13 protein-coding genes and 1 pseudogene are annotated in these 16,889 nt (G+C 42.1%); 11 read left to right on the plus strand and 3 right to left on the minus strand.

Annotation, left to right across the window (positions count from 1 at the left end; genetic code table 11):
* Nucleotides 1-122 precede the first annotated feature (122 nt).
* Nucleotides 123-986, minus strand: a complete 864-nt coding sequence (gene ppsR / locus CYG50_RS06620; RefSeq protein ID WP_102140647.1) for a posphoenolpyruvate synthetase regulatory kinase/phosphorylase PpsR — start codon at nucleotides 984-986, stop codon at nucleotides 123-125.
* A gap of 262 nt (nucleotides 987-1,248) precedes the next feature.
* On the opposite strand from ppsR, the gene ppsA reads away from it, so the two are divergent.
* Both ppsA and CYG50_RS06630 read left to right on the plus strand, forming a co-directional pair.
* Nucleotides 1,249-3,627: a phosphoenolpyruvate synthase gene (gene ppsA / locus CYG50_RS06625; RefSeq protein ID WP_102140648.1), complete on the plus strand. Its 2,379-nt coding sequence runs from the start codon at nucleotides 1,249-1,251 to the stop codon at nucleotides 3,625-3,627.
* Nucleotides 3,628-3,759: 132 nt separating this feature from the next.
* Nucleotides 3,760-4,457, plus strand: a protein-coding gene (locus CYG50_RS06630; protein WP_102140845.1) for an IS1 family transposase whose coding sequence is annotated in 2 segments (ribosomal slippage) — nucleotides 3,760-4,009 and nucleotides 4,009-4,457 — 699 coding nt in all. Because the reading frame shifts where the segments join, the coding sequence is not laid out codon by codon here.
* 16 nt (nucleotides 4,458-4,473) lie between these two features.
* Here the strand turns inward: CYG50_RS06630 and ydiK are convergent.
* A pseudogene (gene ydiK, locus CYG50_RS06635) lies at nucleotides 4,474-5,367 on the minus strand (AI-2E family transporter YdiK); the annotation flags it as partial.
* 256 nt (nucleotides 5,368-5,623) lie between these two features.
* On the opposite strand from ydiK, the gene ydiJ reads away from it, so the two are divergent.
* From ydiJ to CYG50_RS06680, 9 genes are all read left to right on the plus strand, one after another.
* The gene (ydiJ, locus tag CYG50_RS06640; RefSeq protein ID WP_102139711.1) at nucleotides 5,624-8,677 is read left to right on the plus strand and encodes a D-2-hydroxyglutarate dehydrogenase YdiJ; all 3,054 of its coding nucleotides are present in this window, start codon (nucleotides 5,624-5,626) and stop codon (nucleotides 8,675-8,677) included.
* On the plus strand, nucleotides 8,677-9,093 hold the full coding sequence (gene menI, locus CYG50_RS06645) for a 1,4-dihydroxy-2-naphthoyl-CoA hydrolase (RefSeq protein WP_102139710.1): 417 nt from the start codon (nucleotides 8,677-8,679) through the stop codon (nucleotides 9,091-9,093). The genes ydiJ and menI overlap by 1 nt, the downstream gene beginning before the upstream one ends.
* 409 nt (nucleotides 9,094-9,502) lie before the next feature.
* Nucleotides 9,503-9,871 (plus strand): Fe-S cluster assembly scaffold SufA, encoded by a 369-nt coding sequence (gene sufA / locus CYG50_RS06650; RefSeq protein WP_102139709.1) that lies wholly within the window; start codon nucleotides 9,503-9,505, stop codon nucleotides 9,869-9,871.
* 16 nt (nucleotides 9,872-9,887) lie between these two features.
* Nucleotides 9,888-11,387, plus strand: a complete 1,500-nt coding sequence (sufB, locus tag CYG50_RS06655) for a Fe-S cluster assembly protein SufB (protein WP_102139708.1) — start codon at nucleotides 9,888-9,890, stop codon at nucleotides 11,385-11,387.
* Nucleotides 11,388-11,432: 45 nt separating this feature from the next.
* On the plus strand, nucleotides 11,433-12,179 hold the full coding sequence (gene sufC, locus CYG50_RS06660; protein ID WP_004263776.1) for a Fe-S cluster assembly ATPase SufC: 747 nt from the start codon (nucleotides 11,433-11,435) through the stop codon (nucleotides 12,177-12,179).
* Nucleotides 12,154-13,461: a Fe-S cluster assembly protein SufD gene (sufD, locus tag CYG50_RS06665; protein ID WP_102139707.1), complete on the plus strand. Its 1,308-nt coding sequence runs from the start codon at nucleotides 12,154-12,156 to the stop codon at nucleotides 13,459-13,461. Before sufC ends, sufD begins: the two co-directional genes overlap by 26 nt.
* A gap of 5 nt (nucleotides 13,462-13,466) precedes the next feature.
* The gene (gene sufS / locus CYG50_RS06670; RefSeq protein ID WP_102139706.1) at nucleotides 13,467-14,705 is read left to right on the plus strand and encodes a cysteine desulfurase SufS; all 1,239 of its coding nucleotides are present in this window, start codon (nucleotides 13,467-13,469) and stop codon (nucleotides 14,703-14,705) included.
* Nucleotides 14,706-14,738: 33 nt separating this feature from the next.
* Complete coding sequence (gene sufE / locus CYG50_RS06675) at nucleotides 14,739-15,155, plus strand: cysteine desulfuration protein SufE (RefSeq protein ID WP_102139705.1); 417 nt, start codon at nucleotides 14,739-14,741, stop codon at nucleotides 15,153-15,155.
* 258 nt (nucleotides 15,156-15,413) lie between these two features.
* Nucleotides 15,414-16,478 carry a L,D-transpeptidase family protein gene (locus tag CYG50_RS06680; protein ID WP_102139704.1) on the plus strand — a complete coding sequence of 355 codons (1,065 nt, stop codon included), beginning with the start codon at nucleotides 15,414-15,416 and terminating at the stop codon, nucleotides 16,476-16,478.
* A 96-nt stretch (nucleotides 16,479-16,574) separates the two neighbouring features.
* Here the strand turns inward: CYG50_RS06680 and CYG50_RS06685 are convergent, their stop codons facing one another.
* On the minus strand, nucleotides 16,575-16,811 hold the full coding sequence (locus CYG50_RS06685; RefSeq protein ID WP_004263789.1) for a major outer membrane lipoprotein: 237 nt from the start codon (nucleotides 16,809-16,811) through the stop codon (nucleotides 16,575-16,577).
* Nucleotides 16,812-16,889: the final 78 nt, after the last annotated feature.

The raw sequence follows: 16,889 nt of genomic DNA on the forward strand, positions 1-16,889 counted from the left end.
TTCTTTCTCAAAAAACTTTAATAGGCATATGCCCTATAAGTGATTAAGATCACAATAAACGAATGTGGCTTAATTTCAACCTCCAACTTAGCAGGAATGAATATTTTTTTTATTAGTATTGATTAAAATATTCGTCTTTGTAAGCCCATGGTATCAATCACTTTTGCAGAAATCTCTTCAACAGAATAGTTCGTTGTATTTAAGTAATTGATTTTATTTTGTCTAAATAAAGCTTCCACTTCCGCTATCTCAATACGACATTGCCTGATGGATGCATAACGGCTATTTTCACGGCGCTCTTCACGAATGGCTGCTAACCGTTCAGGGCTGATAGTTAAGCCGAACAACTTATGAGTATATGGGCGCAACGCTACAGGTAACTGTAAGTTATCCATATCATCAGCCGTAAATGGGTAGTTTGCGGCTTGGATACCAAATTGCATCGCTAAATAGAGACTTGTTGGCGTTTTACCACAACGTGAAACACCAATAAGTATCACTTGGGCTTGGTCTAAATTACGTAAAGAAATCCCATCGTCATGAGCTAGAGTGTATTCAATGGCAGCTATACGTGCATCATATTGATTCATATTCTGCATAGACAAACCATGAGTTCGGTTGAGTTTCGGCTCGGGTTCTAGGCCAACTTCCTTTTGAATTGGGGCGACTAAACTTTGGACGATATCTTGGCAAAACCCGGCACTTTGGGTGATGATTTGCTTTACTTCAGGGGAGATAATCGAATAGAACACTAAAGGGCGCAACTGGGTTTCTTGGAAAATAATATCAATTTTTTGTTTAATTTCCTGGGCGCGGGCTTCGCTTGTCACAAACGGCAGAGTATAAGAAATAAATGACAGAGGAAATTGAGAAAGTACGGCGTGCCCCAAAGTTTCAGCGGTGATCGCTGTCCCATCAGAAATAAAAAAAACAGTGCGTTGAACTTGGCTTGCCATATTATTCATTGTTCCTAATTCGGTCATCATTATTCGTCTCTTATTGTATTTATCACTGGATATTGGGAGATATTATCTTTGTTTAAAGTTTAAAAATTAGTTTGTAGGGGGAACTATAGCCATTTTTTGAACGATTTTTAGAACAAAAAAGTTTTCTTCAGTGATGGAACGATTCACCAGTCCATCTTCTCTTATCGTCTGTGCTAGTCTATTTCACGAGGCGAATTTTCGCCAACGAGATTTTTTACGATTTGTACTCTGTCACTAAATTGCTATAAAAGGATCGCTTTCAATGTCCACAAATGGCCTCACTCCGTGTAATGTACTTTGGTATAACCAATTAGGGATGAATGATGTTGACCGTGTAGGAGGCAAAAATGCTTCTCTCGGTGAAATGATCACTAACTTATCTGATCTGGGAGTATCCGTACCTAACGGTTTCGCGACAACCGCACAGGCGTTTAATGATTTTCTGGAGCAGAGCGGTGTAAATCAGCGCATTTATAACCTGCTAGATGAAACGGATATTGATGATGTGAACCAACTGGCTGTAGCAGGTGCTCAGATCCGTCAATGGGTGATTGATACCCCACTGACGAAGGAGTTGGAACAAGATATTCGTGATGCATTCGCGCAATTGTCAGAAGGTGAAGCGGAAGCCTCATTTGCTGTCCGTTCATCGGCAACCGCTGAGGATATGCCTGACGCTTCGTTTGCAGGGCAACAGGAAACATTCCTTAACGTTCAAGGGATAGACGCAGTATTAGTTGCGATCAAACACGTTTTTGCTTCACTGTTTAATGACCGTGCGATTTCATATCGTGTTCACCAAGGTTATGACCACCGCGGTGTAGCGTTGTCCGCGGGCGTTCAACGTATGGTACGTTCAGATTTAGCCTCATCGGGTGTTATGTTTACGATTGATACTGAATCGGGTTTCGACCAAGTCGTATTTATCACCTCTGCGTATGGTTTAGGTGAGATGGTGGTGCAAGGCGCTGTGAACCCAGATGAATTTTATGTTCATAAGCCAACACTAACCAATAACCGTCCCGCGATTGTGCGTCGTACACTGGGCTCTAAAAAATTACAAATGGTGTATGCCAACAGTAAAGAGCACGGTAAACAAGTACAAATCGAAGATGTGCCAGAAGCGCTACGCAATCGTTTCTCTTTAACTGATCTCGAAGTGGAAGAGCTTGCACGCCAAGCTATACAGATTGAAAAGCACTACGGTCGCCCAATGGATATTGAGTGGGCAAAAGATGGTCATAATGGGCGTTTGTATATTGTCCAAGCAAGGCCAGAAACCGTTCGCTCTAATCAACAAGTGATGGAGCGTTATCAATTAAAACAACAAGGACAAGTTTTAGTTGAAGGACGTGCAATTGGTCATCGTATTGGTTCTGGGGTTGTTAAAGTCATTCATAACTTGAGTGAGATGGATAGAATTCAGGCTGGTGATGTACTCGTTACCGATATGACTGACCCTGATTGGGAACCTATCATGAAAAAAGCCGCTGCGATTGTCACGAATCGTGGTGGACGTACCTGCCATGCCGCAATTATTGCTCGCGAATTAGGTATTCCAGCTGTTGTAGGATGTGGTGATGCAACTGACCGTTTGCACGAAGGCCAAGAGGTGACCGTTTCTTGTTCAGAAGGTGATACGGGCTTTGTGTATGAAGGAAAACTGGCGTTTGAAATTCACAGCTCTGAAGTGAGTGATATGCCAAATCTAGATGTCAAAATCATGATGAACGTCGGCAACCCTGACCGTGCATTTGATTTTGCTTGCTTGCCTAATGAAGGCGTGGGTTTAGCGAGACTTGAGTTTATCATCAATCGTATGATTGGTGTTCACCCAAGAGCGCTGCTGGAGTTTGATAAGCAATCTCCTGAGCTACAAGCAGAAATTCGCCAAATGATGGCAGGTTATGATGACCCAATTGAGTTCTATATTGGCAAATTAACCGAAGGAATTTCGACTCTAGCCGCGGCTTTTTGGCCAAAACGCGTTATTGTTCGTCTATCTGACTTCAAGTCAAATGAATATGCCAACTTAGTCGGTGGGGATATTTATGAGCCTGAAGAAGAGAACCCAATGCTAGGTTTCCGTGGTGCTGGCCGTTATGTGTCTGACAGCTTCCGCGCCTGTTTTGCATTAGAGTGTGAAGCGGTTAAACGTGTTCGTAATACTATGGGCCTAACGAATGTTGAAGTCATGATCCCATTTGTGCGGACAGTTGCACAAGCGGAGTCAGTGATAGCAGAACTGGCGAAACATGATTTAAAACGTGGTGAAAACGGCCTAAAAGTCATTATGATGTGTGAAATACCATCAAATGCTTTACTGGCTGACCAATTCCTCGAACATTTTGACGGGTTCTCTATCGGTTCGAATGATATGACTCAGTTAACATTAGGCCTTGATAGGGATTCAGGTGTTGTTTCTGAATTATTCGATGAACGAAACGATGCAGTTAAAGCGATGTTATCCATGGCAATACAAGCTGCAAAACGCCAAAATAAGTATGTAGGTATTTGTGGTCAAGGGCCATCCGACCATCAAGACTTCGCCCAATGGCTGGTCGATGAAGGTATTGATAGCTTATCTTTAAACCCTGATACTGTCGTACAAACGTGGCTAACAATAGCTGAAAATCAATAGTTATCTCGTTTATTAATTATCAGGCTGAATGTGAATTACATTCAGCCTTTGCATTTACTTGATTAAAACTGCCGGTCGAGTATTCAATGAGTTGATAATGGGGTAAACTGAGCTTTTCTGTTGAGGTTTAGTATGGCTACCATTTCAGTAAAATGCCGATTCTGTGGGTTAACCGACCCTGTTAAAAAACATGGCACCGGCAATGGAGGTCATCCCCGTTATCGCTGTCAGGCCTGTTGCCGCACTTTTCAACTCGATTATACCTACAACGCTTGTCAGCCCGGCATCAAAGAGCAAGTGGTTGAGCTTGCCATGAATAATGCGGGTATTCGTGACACCGCTAGGGCATTACATATCAGTATCAATGCCGTCGTCCGCACTTTAAAAAACTCTCGCCACGGAATGTAACAACACTGCCCCTAGATAACCTACAAATTCAGCTCATTTGTGAGGTCGATGAGATGTGGTCATTTATCGGTAACAAAAAAAGTCAGCGTTGGTTGTGGTATGCATGGGAGCCTCGCTTAAAGCGGATTATCGCTCATGTATTTGGTTCCCGAAGCAAGAAAACACTGGGGAAATTGTTAAAACTGCTGTCTGGGTTCCGTATCGCTTTTTGGTGTACGGATGGTTACAGGGCGTACAAAGAGACACTCCCTAGCGAAAAACACATTTTAGGAAAGCTATATACACAGCGAATTGAGCGTGAAAATCTGACGTTGCGTAACCGATTGAAACGACTTAATCGCAAGACGTTAGGGTATTCAAAATCATCCGGCATGCATGACAAGATCATTGGGACTTTCATTGAGCGAGAGTATTACGTTTGAAATGCCATCAACCCTTTGGATACGTGACCCCATCCATGGTAGCAACAACAGCGGCCCATATCGCAAGAATAATTCCCCAGGTTGTATCACCCGTCCAAAACAGCCAAATGACAGATGGCACCATGATGAGTAGAGGCCCCAACTGTGCCACACAGCAAATAAACAATAAGACAGTCAAAATTGCCGCATAACCGATACCTGACAGGGCGAGGCCAATTCCACCGACTATGGCTTGAATTAGCGCAGTCACGACGACACCAAGGGCAACAGCTCGAATAGATTGTGCTGCTAATACGACGGCAGCATCCCCACGGATCCCTGCGAGACGAACAGCAAAGTGACGTATGCCAACCATGACAGATTCGCCTTTAAGGTAGAGCAAGCCACTAAATAGCAACATTAGCATCAAGTGAAAAATAAATCTTCCTGCGCTAATGGCCTGCGTGGCAAACCACCCCGCAGCTTGGCCAAAGTAGGGTTGAATTTTAGCCAGTAAAGCATTACCACCACTAGCGACTAAACTATGCCACGCATAGTAAATTTTCTCACCGACCATTGGGATGGTATTTAGCCATTCTAAATCAGGTAATGTTAGGCTTGACGGTGATTTGGCTAAATCAATGAGTGGGGTGCTATTTTCAATAATACTGCCGATTAGAATACCTAATGGGATAACGAATAGCAGTAATATAAGAAGAACCATCACTAATGCCGCTAGCCAGCGCTTGTGCCATAAGCGAGCTTCTAGTCTTAATAATAGTGGCCAAGTAGCAATGACCATCATTCCCGCCCATACAAAGCCAAGAATAAATGGATTAAGTACCCAAAAGCAGGCTGCTATCATTAAAACGATGGATAATAGGCCGAAAATAAGTTTGGGAAGATCCAAGCGTTTTTGCGATTTTTCCATTAATGATTGATCCTTTACAAATGAAAATTCTGCGTGTGTGGCAAATTTTTAGGTGAAAATAACGTAATTATTTTTCACGGTTAAAAAAAACAATATTGTGGTATGGTTCATGATGGCAATGTCATCAGCGGCTGTACTGTCTTTACAGGCTGTGAGGGTAATTCATCATAGACCTCAGACACTATTGTGCAACTTAAAATAAAGATAGTACATAACGAGTAATGCGAACACTAAACAACAAGAGTCATCGTTAATAATGATCCCGCGTATATCAGAAGCTCCTCATCTTAGTCATTTAGTCATTGAGTTCTTGCATGAGCTACAAGAACAGGGTTTTACTGGGGATAACGGCACCAGCTATGCTGAGCGTTTATCCATGGCGACAGACAATAGTATTTACCAATTATTACCTCAAGCGGTTGTGTTTCCACGTTCGAGTGCAGACGTACAAATTATCACTCGCCTTGCAGGGCAAGCAAAATTTCGTGAGCTTAGCTTTACACCTCGGGGAGGGGGAACGGGAACCAATGGGCAATCCTTAACCGAAGGGATTGTTGTGGATATGTCCCGTTATATGAACCGCATTCTAGAAATAAATCCAGAGCAAGGGTGGGTTAAAGTTGAGGCTGGGGTTATCAAAGACCAATTAAATCAATACCTCAAACCTTACGGTTATTTCTTTTCACCTGAATTATCCACTAGTAACCGAGCAACATTAGGTGGGATGATCAACACTGACGCATCAGGCCAAGGCTCATTAGTTTATGGAAAAACGTCTGATCACGTATTAGGCGTCAAAGCCATGGTGTTAGGTGGGGAATGCCTAGATACACGCGCTATGCCTATCGAACTCGCCCAAACGATTGCGTCAGAAGATTCTACGGTGGGACGCATTTATAAAACGGTGTTAGAACGCTGTTTAGAACAACGTTCATTAATTGAAGAAAAATTTCCTAAGTTAAACCGTTTCCTAACTGGTTATGATTTACGTCATGTATTTAATGATGCATTAACTGAATTTGACCTTACCCGTATTTTGACTGGGTCTGAAGGGTCTTTAGCTTTTATTACCGAGGCGACACTGGACATTACACCTTTGCCAAAAGTACGGCGCTTGGTAAATGTAAAATATGACTCTTTTGAGTCCGCATTGCGTAATGCACCTTTTATGGTTGAAGCGAAAGCATTGTCTGTTGAAACCGTGGATTCAAAAGTACTTAACTTGGCAAAAGAAGACATCGTTTGGCATTCCGTCAAAGCCTTAATTACGGATGTGCCAAATAAAGAGATGTTAGGGTTAAACATCGTTGAATTTAGTGGTGACGATGAAGATGAAATCAATCAATTGACTGAAAGCTTGTGCCAACGCTTAGACGAATTAATGGCGAATAATCAAGCCGGAGTGATTGGCTATCAAACTTGCCATGATCTTGAAGATATTACGCGTATTTATAACATGCGTAAAAAAGCGGTTGGGTTGTTGGGAAATAGTAAAGGCGCAGCGAAGCCAATCCCATTTGTTGAGGATACCTGCGTTCCCCCTGAGCATCTTGCTGACTATATAGTAGAATTTCGTGCATTATTAGACAGCCATAACTTGAATTATGGCATGTTTGGTCATGTAGATGCAGGTGTCTTACACGTTCGTCCTGCACTTGATATGTGTGATCCGCAACAAGAAGTATTGATGAAACAAATTTCTGATGAAATTGTGGCATTAACCGCGAAATACGGTGGACTACTGTGGGGGGAGCATGGGAAAGGTTTCCGTGCACAATATAGCCCTGAATTTTTTGGTGATGTGTTATACGCTGAACTGCGTAACATCAAAGCCGCTTTTGACCCCGATAACCGCTTGAATCCAGGTAAAATTTGTCCACCTGCGGGGCTGGATGCACCGATGAAGCAGGTTGATGATATCAAGCGAGGAACGTATGACCGGCAAATTCCAGTCCAAATGCGCCAAGAATTCCGTGGTGCAATGGAGTGTAATGGCAATGGGCTGTGTTTTAATTTTGATGTGAAAAGCCCGATGTGCCCGTCGATGAAGGTGAGTGGTCAACGAGTCCATTCCCCGAAAGGCCGCGCGACACTTGTTCGCGAATGGTTAAGGTTACTAGCGGAACAAGGCATTACACCAGAACACCTTGAAAAAGGTATAACACAAAGCCAACCATCATTGCGTGGTCTTATAGAGAAAACACGTAATACTTGGCGTGCGAAGCAAGGCGATTATGACTTCTCTCATGAAGTGAAAGCATCAATGGCAGGGTGCCTTGCCTGTAAAGCCTGCTCAACGCAATGCCCGATCAAAATTGATGTCCCTTCATTTAGAGCGAAATTTTTAGCGCTGTACCATGGGCGCTATTTACGTCCTATTCGGGACCATATTGTTGCAAACGTTGAAGCGAGTGCGCCATTACTTTCCAAAGTACCGGGGGTATTTAATTTCTTTTTACGTCAACCGATGGTGCAAAAATTGAGTCAACACACGATTGGCATGGTAGATTTGCCGTTGTTTTCTCAACCAACTTTGAAACAAGAACTTTCAGGACATGCCGCGGTTTCTGTCACGCTTGAGCAACTTGAAAGTATGACGAGTTCACAGCGTGAAAAGTATGTGCTGGTGGTTCAAGACCCTTTTACCAGTTATTACGATGCCAAAGTAGTGGCAGATTTTGTCCGCTTAATCGAAAAATTAGGCCTTAAACCTGTATTGTTACCGTTCTCACCGAATGGAAAAGCACAACACATCAAAGGTTTTTTAGCGAAATTTGCGAAAACAGCGCGTAAGACTGCGGACTTTTTAAATCGAGTGGCAAAGTTACAATTGCCAATGGTCGGTGTTGACCCTGCACTGGTACTTTGTTACCGCGATGAATATCATGAAATTTTAGGCAAAGAGCAGTGCCAATTTACGGTGATGTTGGCACATGAGTGGTTAATGACATTGCCTGAACCACACAATGTGCAAACGGCTTCGGCACAACCGTGGTATTTTTTCGGTCATTGTACGGAATCAACGGCTTTACCTAATAGTGCGAACCAATGGGCAGCGTTATTTGCTCGCTTTGGGCAAACATTGAATAATGTTAGTGTTGGCTGTTGTGGCATGGCAGGGACTTATGGACACGAAGTGGCCAATCTTCAAAATTCAAAAGGTATTTATGACTTATCGTGGAAAGGCGCGATGTCTTCTTTGCCCAAAGATCGCTGTTTAAGTTCAGGTTATTCTTGCCGTAGCCAAGTTAAGCGAATGGAAAATGTATCGATAAAACATCCGATTCAAGCCCTGTTGGAGATAGTTTAATGATTTGGAAACGTCAATTTAATTTGCAGCAACTCGCTGAAATGTCAAAAACCTGCATGTTAGGGCATCTCGGTATTGAAATCACGGCAATTGGAGATGATTATTTAGAGGGAATAATGCCTGTTGATCATCGTACCAAACAGCCTTTTGGGTTATTGCATGGCGGCGCTTCTGTTGTGTTAGCCGAATCTTTGGGTTCAATTGCGGGTTATATGTGCTCGGAAGGGGAACAAAAGGTGGTCGGGTTGGAAATCAATGCCAATCATGTTCGTGCTGCTCGCTCAGGGGTTGTGAGAGGTATTTGTAAACCGATTCATTTAGGACGTCGCCAGCAAGTGTGGAATATTGAAATTTTCAATGAACAAGGCAAATTGTGTTGTACTTCTCGCCTGACAACTGCGGTATTATTTGAATAATAACCATTCTAAATGTAGGGTTTTTTGGCTAATCAAAGGCTAAAATGCCCTATAAAACCCTTGTATTTATGTGGTTTTATGACCGTTCTTTCTATAAATTCATTTTTATCAAGTTAATTAAGTTGTATAATAAATGCACCTTTATTAATTTGTGTCATTTAAGTGTATTATTTAGTACAAATTTAAATAAAAAATACAACTCTATTTATTTATTGCTTATCAATGAGTTAGATTGGTTTTTCTAGGGAGCTGTTTGTTTTTTAATCTAGTAGTGAGCAAGAAAAGAGCTAAAATAGCTATAACCTCTTAAAACAAATGGTTGAAGTCAATTAGCTAATCATTACCATAGGGTAGGCAGAGTTAATCTCTTGATAACAGGCTGAAAAGCCATAAGAAATGTGGGGTCAATATGACTGACGGTGTAGAGACATTTTCATTTGATGAAAACAATTGGCAGGGAGTTAACCTGACACAAAGCGCTGCAAAACAAATCAAAAAATTGATGGTGCAAAACCCAAACACAAAAGGGCTTTCACTCGGCGTAAAACAGTCTGGCTGCGCAGGTTTCGGTTATGTGTTTGAGATGATCGAAAACCCAACAGACCAACACCTGTTATTTGAACTCGATGGCGCACACCTTTATGTGCCAAAAGAAGCAATGCCATTTATTGATGGCACAGTCGTTGATTTTGTCCAAGAAGGGCTGAATCAAATTTTCAAATTTAATAACCCGAAAGCCCAACATGCCTGTGGGTGTGGTGAAAGCTTCGGCGTTTAACATGTGAAGTCAGATTATGTCACAGAGCAATGTAGAAGTTGGCGATGATGTTCAAAGCTGGCTTGATGACCAGCGTTATAAAGAAGGCTTCTTTACTGAAGTCGCAACTGATGAAATGGCGAAAGGTATCAATGAAGATGTGATCCGTGCCATTTCAGCAAAACGTAATGAGCCTGAGTGGATGCTTCAATTCCGTCTTGATGCCTTTAATCACTGGAAAGGCATGGAAGAACCTCATTGGCTGAAAGCGAATTACCCAAATCTCGATTATCAGGACTACAGCTATTATTCTGCGCCATCTTGTGGCTCATGCGATGATACTTGTGGTTCGCAAACTGGTGCGACACAAGGCACTGGTGTGGCTGAAACCAATAACTATTTAACAGCTGAAGTTGAAGAAGCCTTTAACCAGTTGGGTGTTCCTGTCCGTGAAGGGAAGGCCGTTGCGGTTGACGCAATTTTTGATTCGGTCTCGGTATCAACAACTTACCGTGATGACCTCGCGAAACATGGGGTGATTTTCTGCTCATTCAGCGAAGCTATTCAAGAGTACCCTGAACTGGTACAGAAGTATCTAGGGTCAGTCGTTTCGAGCCATGATAACTTTTTTGCTGCATTGAATGCGGCAGTGGCTTCAGATGGCACATTTGTGTATATACCAAAAGGCGTACACTGCCCAATGGAGCTATCAACGTATTTTAGGATCAACGCAGCCAAAACAGGCCAATTTGAGCGTACGATTTTAATTGCCGATGAAGGTAGTTATGTCAGCTATATCGAAGGGTGTTCTGCACCTGTTCGTGATAGCTATCAGCTCCATGCAGCGGTTGTTGAAGTGATTATTCATAAAGATGCTGAAGTTAAATATTCAACTGTCCAGAACTGGTTCTCTGGTGGGGATAGCGAAGCGGGTGGGATCCTGAACTTTGTGACTAAACGCGCATTGTGTGAAGGTGAAAATTCAAAAATGTCATGGACACAGTCAGAAACTGGCTCTGCCATCACATGGAAATACCCAAGCGTCATCCTTAAAGGGGACAACTCAGTCGGTGAATTTTACTCCGTTGCATTAACAAACGGCAATCAGCAAGCGGATACCGGAACGAAAATGATCCATATCGGGAAAAACACCCGTTCCACGATCATTTCTAAAGGTATTTCTGCGGGTAAAAGCCAAAACAGCTATCGCGGTTTAGTGAAAATTTTACCGAGTGCACATAATGCTCGTAACTTTACCCAATGTGACTCTATGTTAATTGGTACACAGTGTGGTGCACATACTTTCCCATATGTGGAAGTGAAAAATAATACGGCACAGCTCGAACATGAAGCAACAACCTCACGTATTGGGGAAGACCAGTTATTTTACTGTTTACAACGTGGTATCAGCGAAGACGATGCAATTTCAATGATTGTAAATGGTTTCTGTAAGGATGTGTTCTCGGAGCTTCCATTAGAATTTGCCGTAGAAGCACAAAAATTACTGGCGATCAGCTTAGAGCACAGCGTTGGCTGATCCTAATCGAGTTTATTTGCGCTAAAGCGCTAAAGGCATGTAAATATGTTAAGTGTTAAAGATTTACACGTGAGTGTAGAAGGTAATGAGATTTTAAAAGGGTTATCTCTGGAAGTAAAACCAGGGGAAGTTCATGCCATCATGGGACCAAATGGTTCAGGTAAAAGTACATTATCAGCCACACTTGCTGGCCGCGAAGAGTATGAAATTGATAGCGGTGAAGTGACGTTTAAAGGTAAGGACCTGTTTGAATTAGATCCCGAAGAGCGTGCAGGGGAAGGTGTTTTCCTCGCATTTCAATACCCAGTCGAAATTCCAGGGGTCAGTAACCAATTTTTCTTGCAAACAGCCGTTAATGCGGTCAGAGAATATCGTCAGCAAGAAGCATTAGATCGTTTCGATTTCCAAGATTTTATTGAAGATAAAATTAAATTATTAGAAATGCCAGAAGATTTACTTGCTCGTTCTGTCAACGTAGGTTTCTCCGGTGGTGAGAAAAAACGCAATGATATCTTGCAGATGGCAGCTCTAGAACCTCAATTGTGTATCCTCGATGAAACTGACTCCGGTTTAGATATTGATGCACTGAAAATTGTGGCTAACGGGGTGAATTCATTACGCTCGCCAGAGCGTTCATTCATCATCGTCACTCACTATCAGCGTATTTTGGATTATGTAAAACCTGACTTTGTCCATGTGTTATATCAAGGGAAAATCATCAAATCAGGTGATTTCAGTTTAGCGAAAAAACTGGAGGAGCAGGGTTATGGCTGGCTTATTGACCAACAGTGAAAGAGCACAAAAACGTGCAGAAGTTGCGAAGCTTAATGAGCAAGCAATGTCACGTTTTTCTGAATTATTTGAACAACGACACGGTGCGAACTCCCAACATGCTAAAACGCATTGGGAAATGGCAAAACAAGTTGGCTTACCTGCGTTCCGCCATGAAGATTGGCACTATACACCACTAAATACGGTACTTGAGGCTCAGTATCGTTTTAGCGATAGTGATATTGAAGCAAAAGAGTGTGAAGCATTGGCTCTGCCAATTGACGCATATCGCCTTGTTTTAATTGATGGGCGTTATAGTTCAGCACTAAGCTCCATTGATATGGGGCCATTCCAAGTGTCTTTGCTTGATAACCAAGACTTGCTGCCTTCGCCTGTAAATAGTGAGATTTTCTTGCATTTAACAGAAAGCTTGGCGGTACAACCGTTAGTTGTTTATCTTGCAGCAAATAAAATAGCAGAGAAACCATTGTATTTGCTGAATATCTCCACGGGTAGCAACGATAAGCAGGCCACGAATATTAGCCAGTATCGCTACCATTTAACGTTAGATGCAAATAGCAAAGCCCAAGTCATTGAGCATTATGTTAGTTTGAATGACCAAATGCACATGACTGGCAGCCGTTTAACAGTTGAAGTCGGTGATAACGCAGACTTTAGTCACTTTAAGTTAAATGTTGAAAATGGTCAGTCTCAGCATTTTGCTCACAATGATATTGTTATTGGTCGCGATAGCCGTGTGAAAAGTACGAGTTTTTTACTTGGCGCATTATTAACGCGTAACCATACAAGTGCTCGCCTTGATGGTGAAAATACTGAGTTTGAACTTAACAGTATATTGCTGCCTAAAGGCAATGAAATTGCAGATACGCGTACGTATTTAGAGCACAATAATAGCTACTGCAATAGTCGCCAATTACATAAAGTCATTGCAATGGATAGCAGTAAAGCTGTCTTTAATGGCATGATTAAAGTGGCACCGAACGCATTAAAAACGGATGGCCAAATGACTAACAACACATTGTTGTTAGGTGAAAAAGCAGAAATTGATACCAAGCCTCAGCTTGAGATTTATGCTGATGACGTAAAGTGTGGTCACGGTGCAACAGTCGGTCGTATTGATGACGAACAGTTGTTCTATCTGCGTTCAAGAGGAATTGAGGGGAAAGCAGCAAAACATATGATTATTATTGCATTTGCTGCAGAACTTACAGAATCTATTGAATCGGAAGAATTAAAACACGCTGTGATGGCAAACATCCGCCAGCGCTTAGCGGAGGTTTAATATCCATGCCATTCAATGTCGCATCAGTCAGGCAGGATTTTCCTGCCTTATTTCAGTCAGTCAATAATCATCCGCTGGTCTATTTAGATAGCGCAGCAAGTGCGCAAAAGCCTTTGCAAGTTATTGAAAAAGAAAGTGAGTTTACACTACATCAATATGCCGCGGTTCACCGCGGTATACATACTCTTAGTGCAAACGCGACGACAATGATGGAAGAAGTTCGTCAAAAAGCAGCGGCTTTTATTCATGCCGCTTCAAATGAAGAAATCGTGTTTGTCAAAGGTACGACGGAAGGCATTAACCTTGTTGCAAACAGTTTTGGCCGGAAGTATTTCCATGAAGGGGACAATATTGTCATCACTGAAATGGAACACCATGCGAATATTGTACCTTGGTATATGTTAGCTGAGGAAATTGGCTTTGAAATCCGTGTTATCCCAATTTCCGATGATGGTAGGCTGCAATTAGATATATTAAATGATGTCATTGATTCACGTACGCGATTGCTGAGTTTTACACATATCTCTAATGTATTGGGAACAGTTAATCCCGTACAGGAGATAATCAAGCAGGCACGAGCAATTGCTGCCTCAAAAGGCAGTGAAATCACGGTATTGGTCGATGGTGCGCAAGGTGCAATGCATCAGCAGGTTGATGTGCAAGCCTTAGACTGTGATTTCTATGTGTTTTCAGGTCACAAGTTATATGGCCCGACAGGTATTGGTATCCTTTACGGTAAAAAAGCTATTTTGGATATGATGCCACCATGGGAAGGCGGTGGGGCGATGATCCGCCAAGTTAGCCTGACCAAAGGGATCACTTTTGCTGATGCACCATGGCGCTTTGAAGCAGGAACACCGAATGTAAGCGCAATTATTGGTTTAGGGGCGGCATTCGATTATTTAAATGCACTAAATTTATCTGATGTATTTGCTCATGAAGCTGAAGTGATGGCTTATGCGTCTAAGAAATTACAAGAAATACCTTCAATTATATTATATGGCAATGACCAACGGGAAGGTGTTCTGGCCTTCAATCTAGGCCAGCACCATGCTTATGATGTGGGGTCTTTTCTTGATAGGTATGGCATTGCAATCCGTACTGGGCATCACTGTGCTTTACCATTAATGGAACATTACCAAGTGCCCGCTATGTGCCGTGCTTCTGTGGGGATATACACGACTAAGGAAGAAGTTGATTCCTTATTCAATGCGTTACAGCGCATCAAAAAATTGTTAGGCTAAGCACATAAGAAACACATAGTAAAGGAAATGAGCATGCCCGCATTACCCGATGAAAATAAGTTATTACGTAATTTCTCTCGCTGCCAAGACTGGGAAGAACGCTATCTTTATATGATAGAACTAGGAGGGCGTTTACCTGAACTCTCTGCGGTGCAAAGAAGCGATAATAATTTAATCGCCGGTTGCCAAAGCCAAGTGTGGATTGATATGCAAAAACAAGCAGACGGTACCGTTACGTTTGCCGGTGACAGCGACGCTGCGATCGTTAAAGGGTTAGTTGCTATTGTGATCATTCTTTTTCAAGGTAAAACTGCCCAACAAATATTAGCACTGGATGTTAAGTCATTTTTTGAGCAATTAGCATTGGAGCAGCATTTAACACCTTCACGTACTCAAGGCTTAAATGCAATGATCCGTACGATTTTATCGCGCGCGGCACAGTTCGTGTGATCCTACCGAGGGAGCGTTATGCTCCCTTACCTATATTTTACTTCTTGAGTATTATTCTTTATCTGAGTAATCCATTAAAGCCATCGTGTTTAACTATATCTAACTATATCTAACTATATTTAACCATCATAAAAAGACTGACTTCATATTAATACTTAATAAAAATATTTATTTAGTATTAAAGATATGAAAGATAGTTGCTATTATGAACAATAATTATTGAATTATTGTAAGAACATTATTTTCCTTGGAGTAGATATGAAAAGAGTTTTGACGGTGGCAAGTTTGTTTGTCATGAGCGCCTTATTAGCGCCAGCTCAAGCAAAAGAATACCCATTACCTGACAGTAACACTCGTCTTATCGGGGAAAATTACACGTATATCGTCCCCAATGATGGGCGGCCGTTGGAGGCCATTGCCAGTGATCACCAAATTGGCCTACTTGGTATGCTTGAGGCAAATCCAGGAACAGACCCGTATCTTCCCGAAGCGGGTAAAGAACTTATCATTCCAGCACAAATGCTATTACCGTCGACACCAAGAACGGGAATTGTGATTAATCTGGCTGAGCTACGTTTATATTACTACCCAGCGAACAGTGAAGAAGTGATTGTATATCCTATTGGTATTGGCCAATTAGGTCGCGATACACCTGAAATGGTGACCTCAGTAAGCCAGTCAATAAAAGACCCTACATGGACACCCACGGCAAATATTCGTAAAAATTATGCGAAAGAAGGTATAACGCTTCCTGCTGTCGTTCCCGCTGGCCCTGAAAACCCAATGGGCTTATATGCATTACGTCTAGCACATGGGCGTGGTGAATATCTGATCCATGGTACTAATGCGGATTTTGGGATTGGTATGCGAGTGAGCTCTGGTTGCATTCGTTTGCGTCCTGATGATATTGAAGCCTTATTTAAGACGGTACCAAAAGGAACTCGTGTTCAAGTTATTGATCAGCCCATAAAATACTCCAAAGAAACGGATGGTAGTTATTACATTGAAGTACATCAGCCATTGTCACGGACAAACAGTGATGATCCTCAAACCATGCCAATCAAGCTATCTGACGATTTCAAGCGTTTTCTAGAGAATGAAGGGGTTGATAAGGCATTAGTAGAAAAAGAGCTAGCAAGGCGTTCTGGTATGCCTGTGCGTGTGAATAATGATCAGGGCAACAGTATTCCTGAAAGTGAAACACAACATCAAGGTTTAGTGCCTATTGAGCCGTTCTCTATTTCACAGCCTGAACCTATCTATGATGGTAAAGTTGGTGCTTTGTTACCTGCGAAATACCGTTCTTCTGTTGTAACTCAATAATCCTGACAAATAATAAGGGCCTATTTTCATAGGCCCTCATAAATACTATTAGCTTCAAAGAAGCGTCGTATCAGCTAGATAACGACCAAATTGAACTTATTTTTTGTAAGTACGAACTTGGTTATCTAAACGCTGGTTAGCGCGCGCTGCTTCTTCTTGAGCTGTCTGTACGTCAGAACGCAGAGACTGAACGTCGTTGCTCAGTTGATCAACTTTACCATTCAGAGTTTGCACGTCTGAAGAGAGTTTTTGCACTTCAGTGCTGTTAGAACAACCCGCTAGTAATGCTGAAGCTAATACGATAGAGCCCAGTACAATTTTAGTACGAATCATTATTTTACCCTCTAGATTGATTTATCTTGAAAATATAAAAAAGCAAGTCACCAAACAATAGAGCTAAGCTTGTTATCT

Origin of the sequence: Providencia huaxiensis (assembly GCF_002843235.3) — a bacterium.
Taxonomy (GTDB): Bacteria; Pseudomonadota; Gammaproteobacteria; order Enterobacterales; family Enterobacteriaceae; genus Providencia; species Providencia huaxiensis.

Bases quoted from the DNA above. Each gene is read 5' to 3' on its own strand.
- ydiJ (WP_102139711.1), top strand. From the start codon at position 5,624: ATGATCCCGCGTATATCAGAAGCTCCTCATCTTAGTCATTTAGTCATT.
- ppsA (WP_102140648.1), top strand. From the start codon at position 1,249: ATGTCCACAAATGGCCTCACTCCGTGTAATGTACTTTGGTATAACCAA.
- sufD (WP_102139707.1), top strand. From the start codon at position 12,154: ATGGCTGGCTTATTGACCAACAGTGAAAGAGCACAAAAACGTGCAGAA.
- menI (WP_102139710.1), top strand. From the start codon at position 8,677: ATGATTTGGAAACGTCAATTTAATTTGCAGCAACTCGCTGAAATGTCA.
- sufC (WP_004263776.1), top strand. From the start codon at position 11,433: ATGTTAAGTGTTAAAGATTTACACGTGAGTGTAGAAGGTAATGAGATT.
- sufB (WP_102139708.1), top strand. From the start codon at position 9,888: ATGTCACAGAGCAATGTAGAAGTTGGCGATGATGTTCAAAGCTGGCTT.
- sufE (WP_102139705.1), top strand. From the start codon at position 14,739: ATGCCCGCATTACCCGATGAAAATAAGTTATTACGTAATTTCTCTCGC.
- CYG50_RS06685 (WP_004263789.1), bottom strand. From the start codon at position 16,811: ATGATTCGTACTAAAATTGTACTGGGCTCTATCGTATTAGCTTCAGCA.
- CYG50_RS06680 (WP_102139704.1), top strand. From the start codon at position 15,414: ATGAAAAGAGTTTTGACGGTGGCAAGTTTGTTTGTCATGAGCGCCTTA.
- sufA (WP_102139709.1), top strand. From the start codon at position 9,503: ATGACTGACGGTGTAGAGACATTTTCATTTGATGAAAACAATTGGCAG.
- sufS (WP_102139706.1), top strand. From the start codon at position 13,467: ATGCCATTCAATGTCGCATCAGTCAGGCAGGATTTTCCTGCCTTATTT.
- ppsR (WP_102140647.1), bottom strand. From the start codon at position 986: ATGATGACCGAATTAGGAACAATGAATAATATGGCAAGCCAAGTTCAA.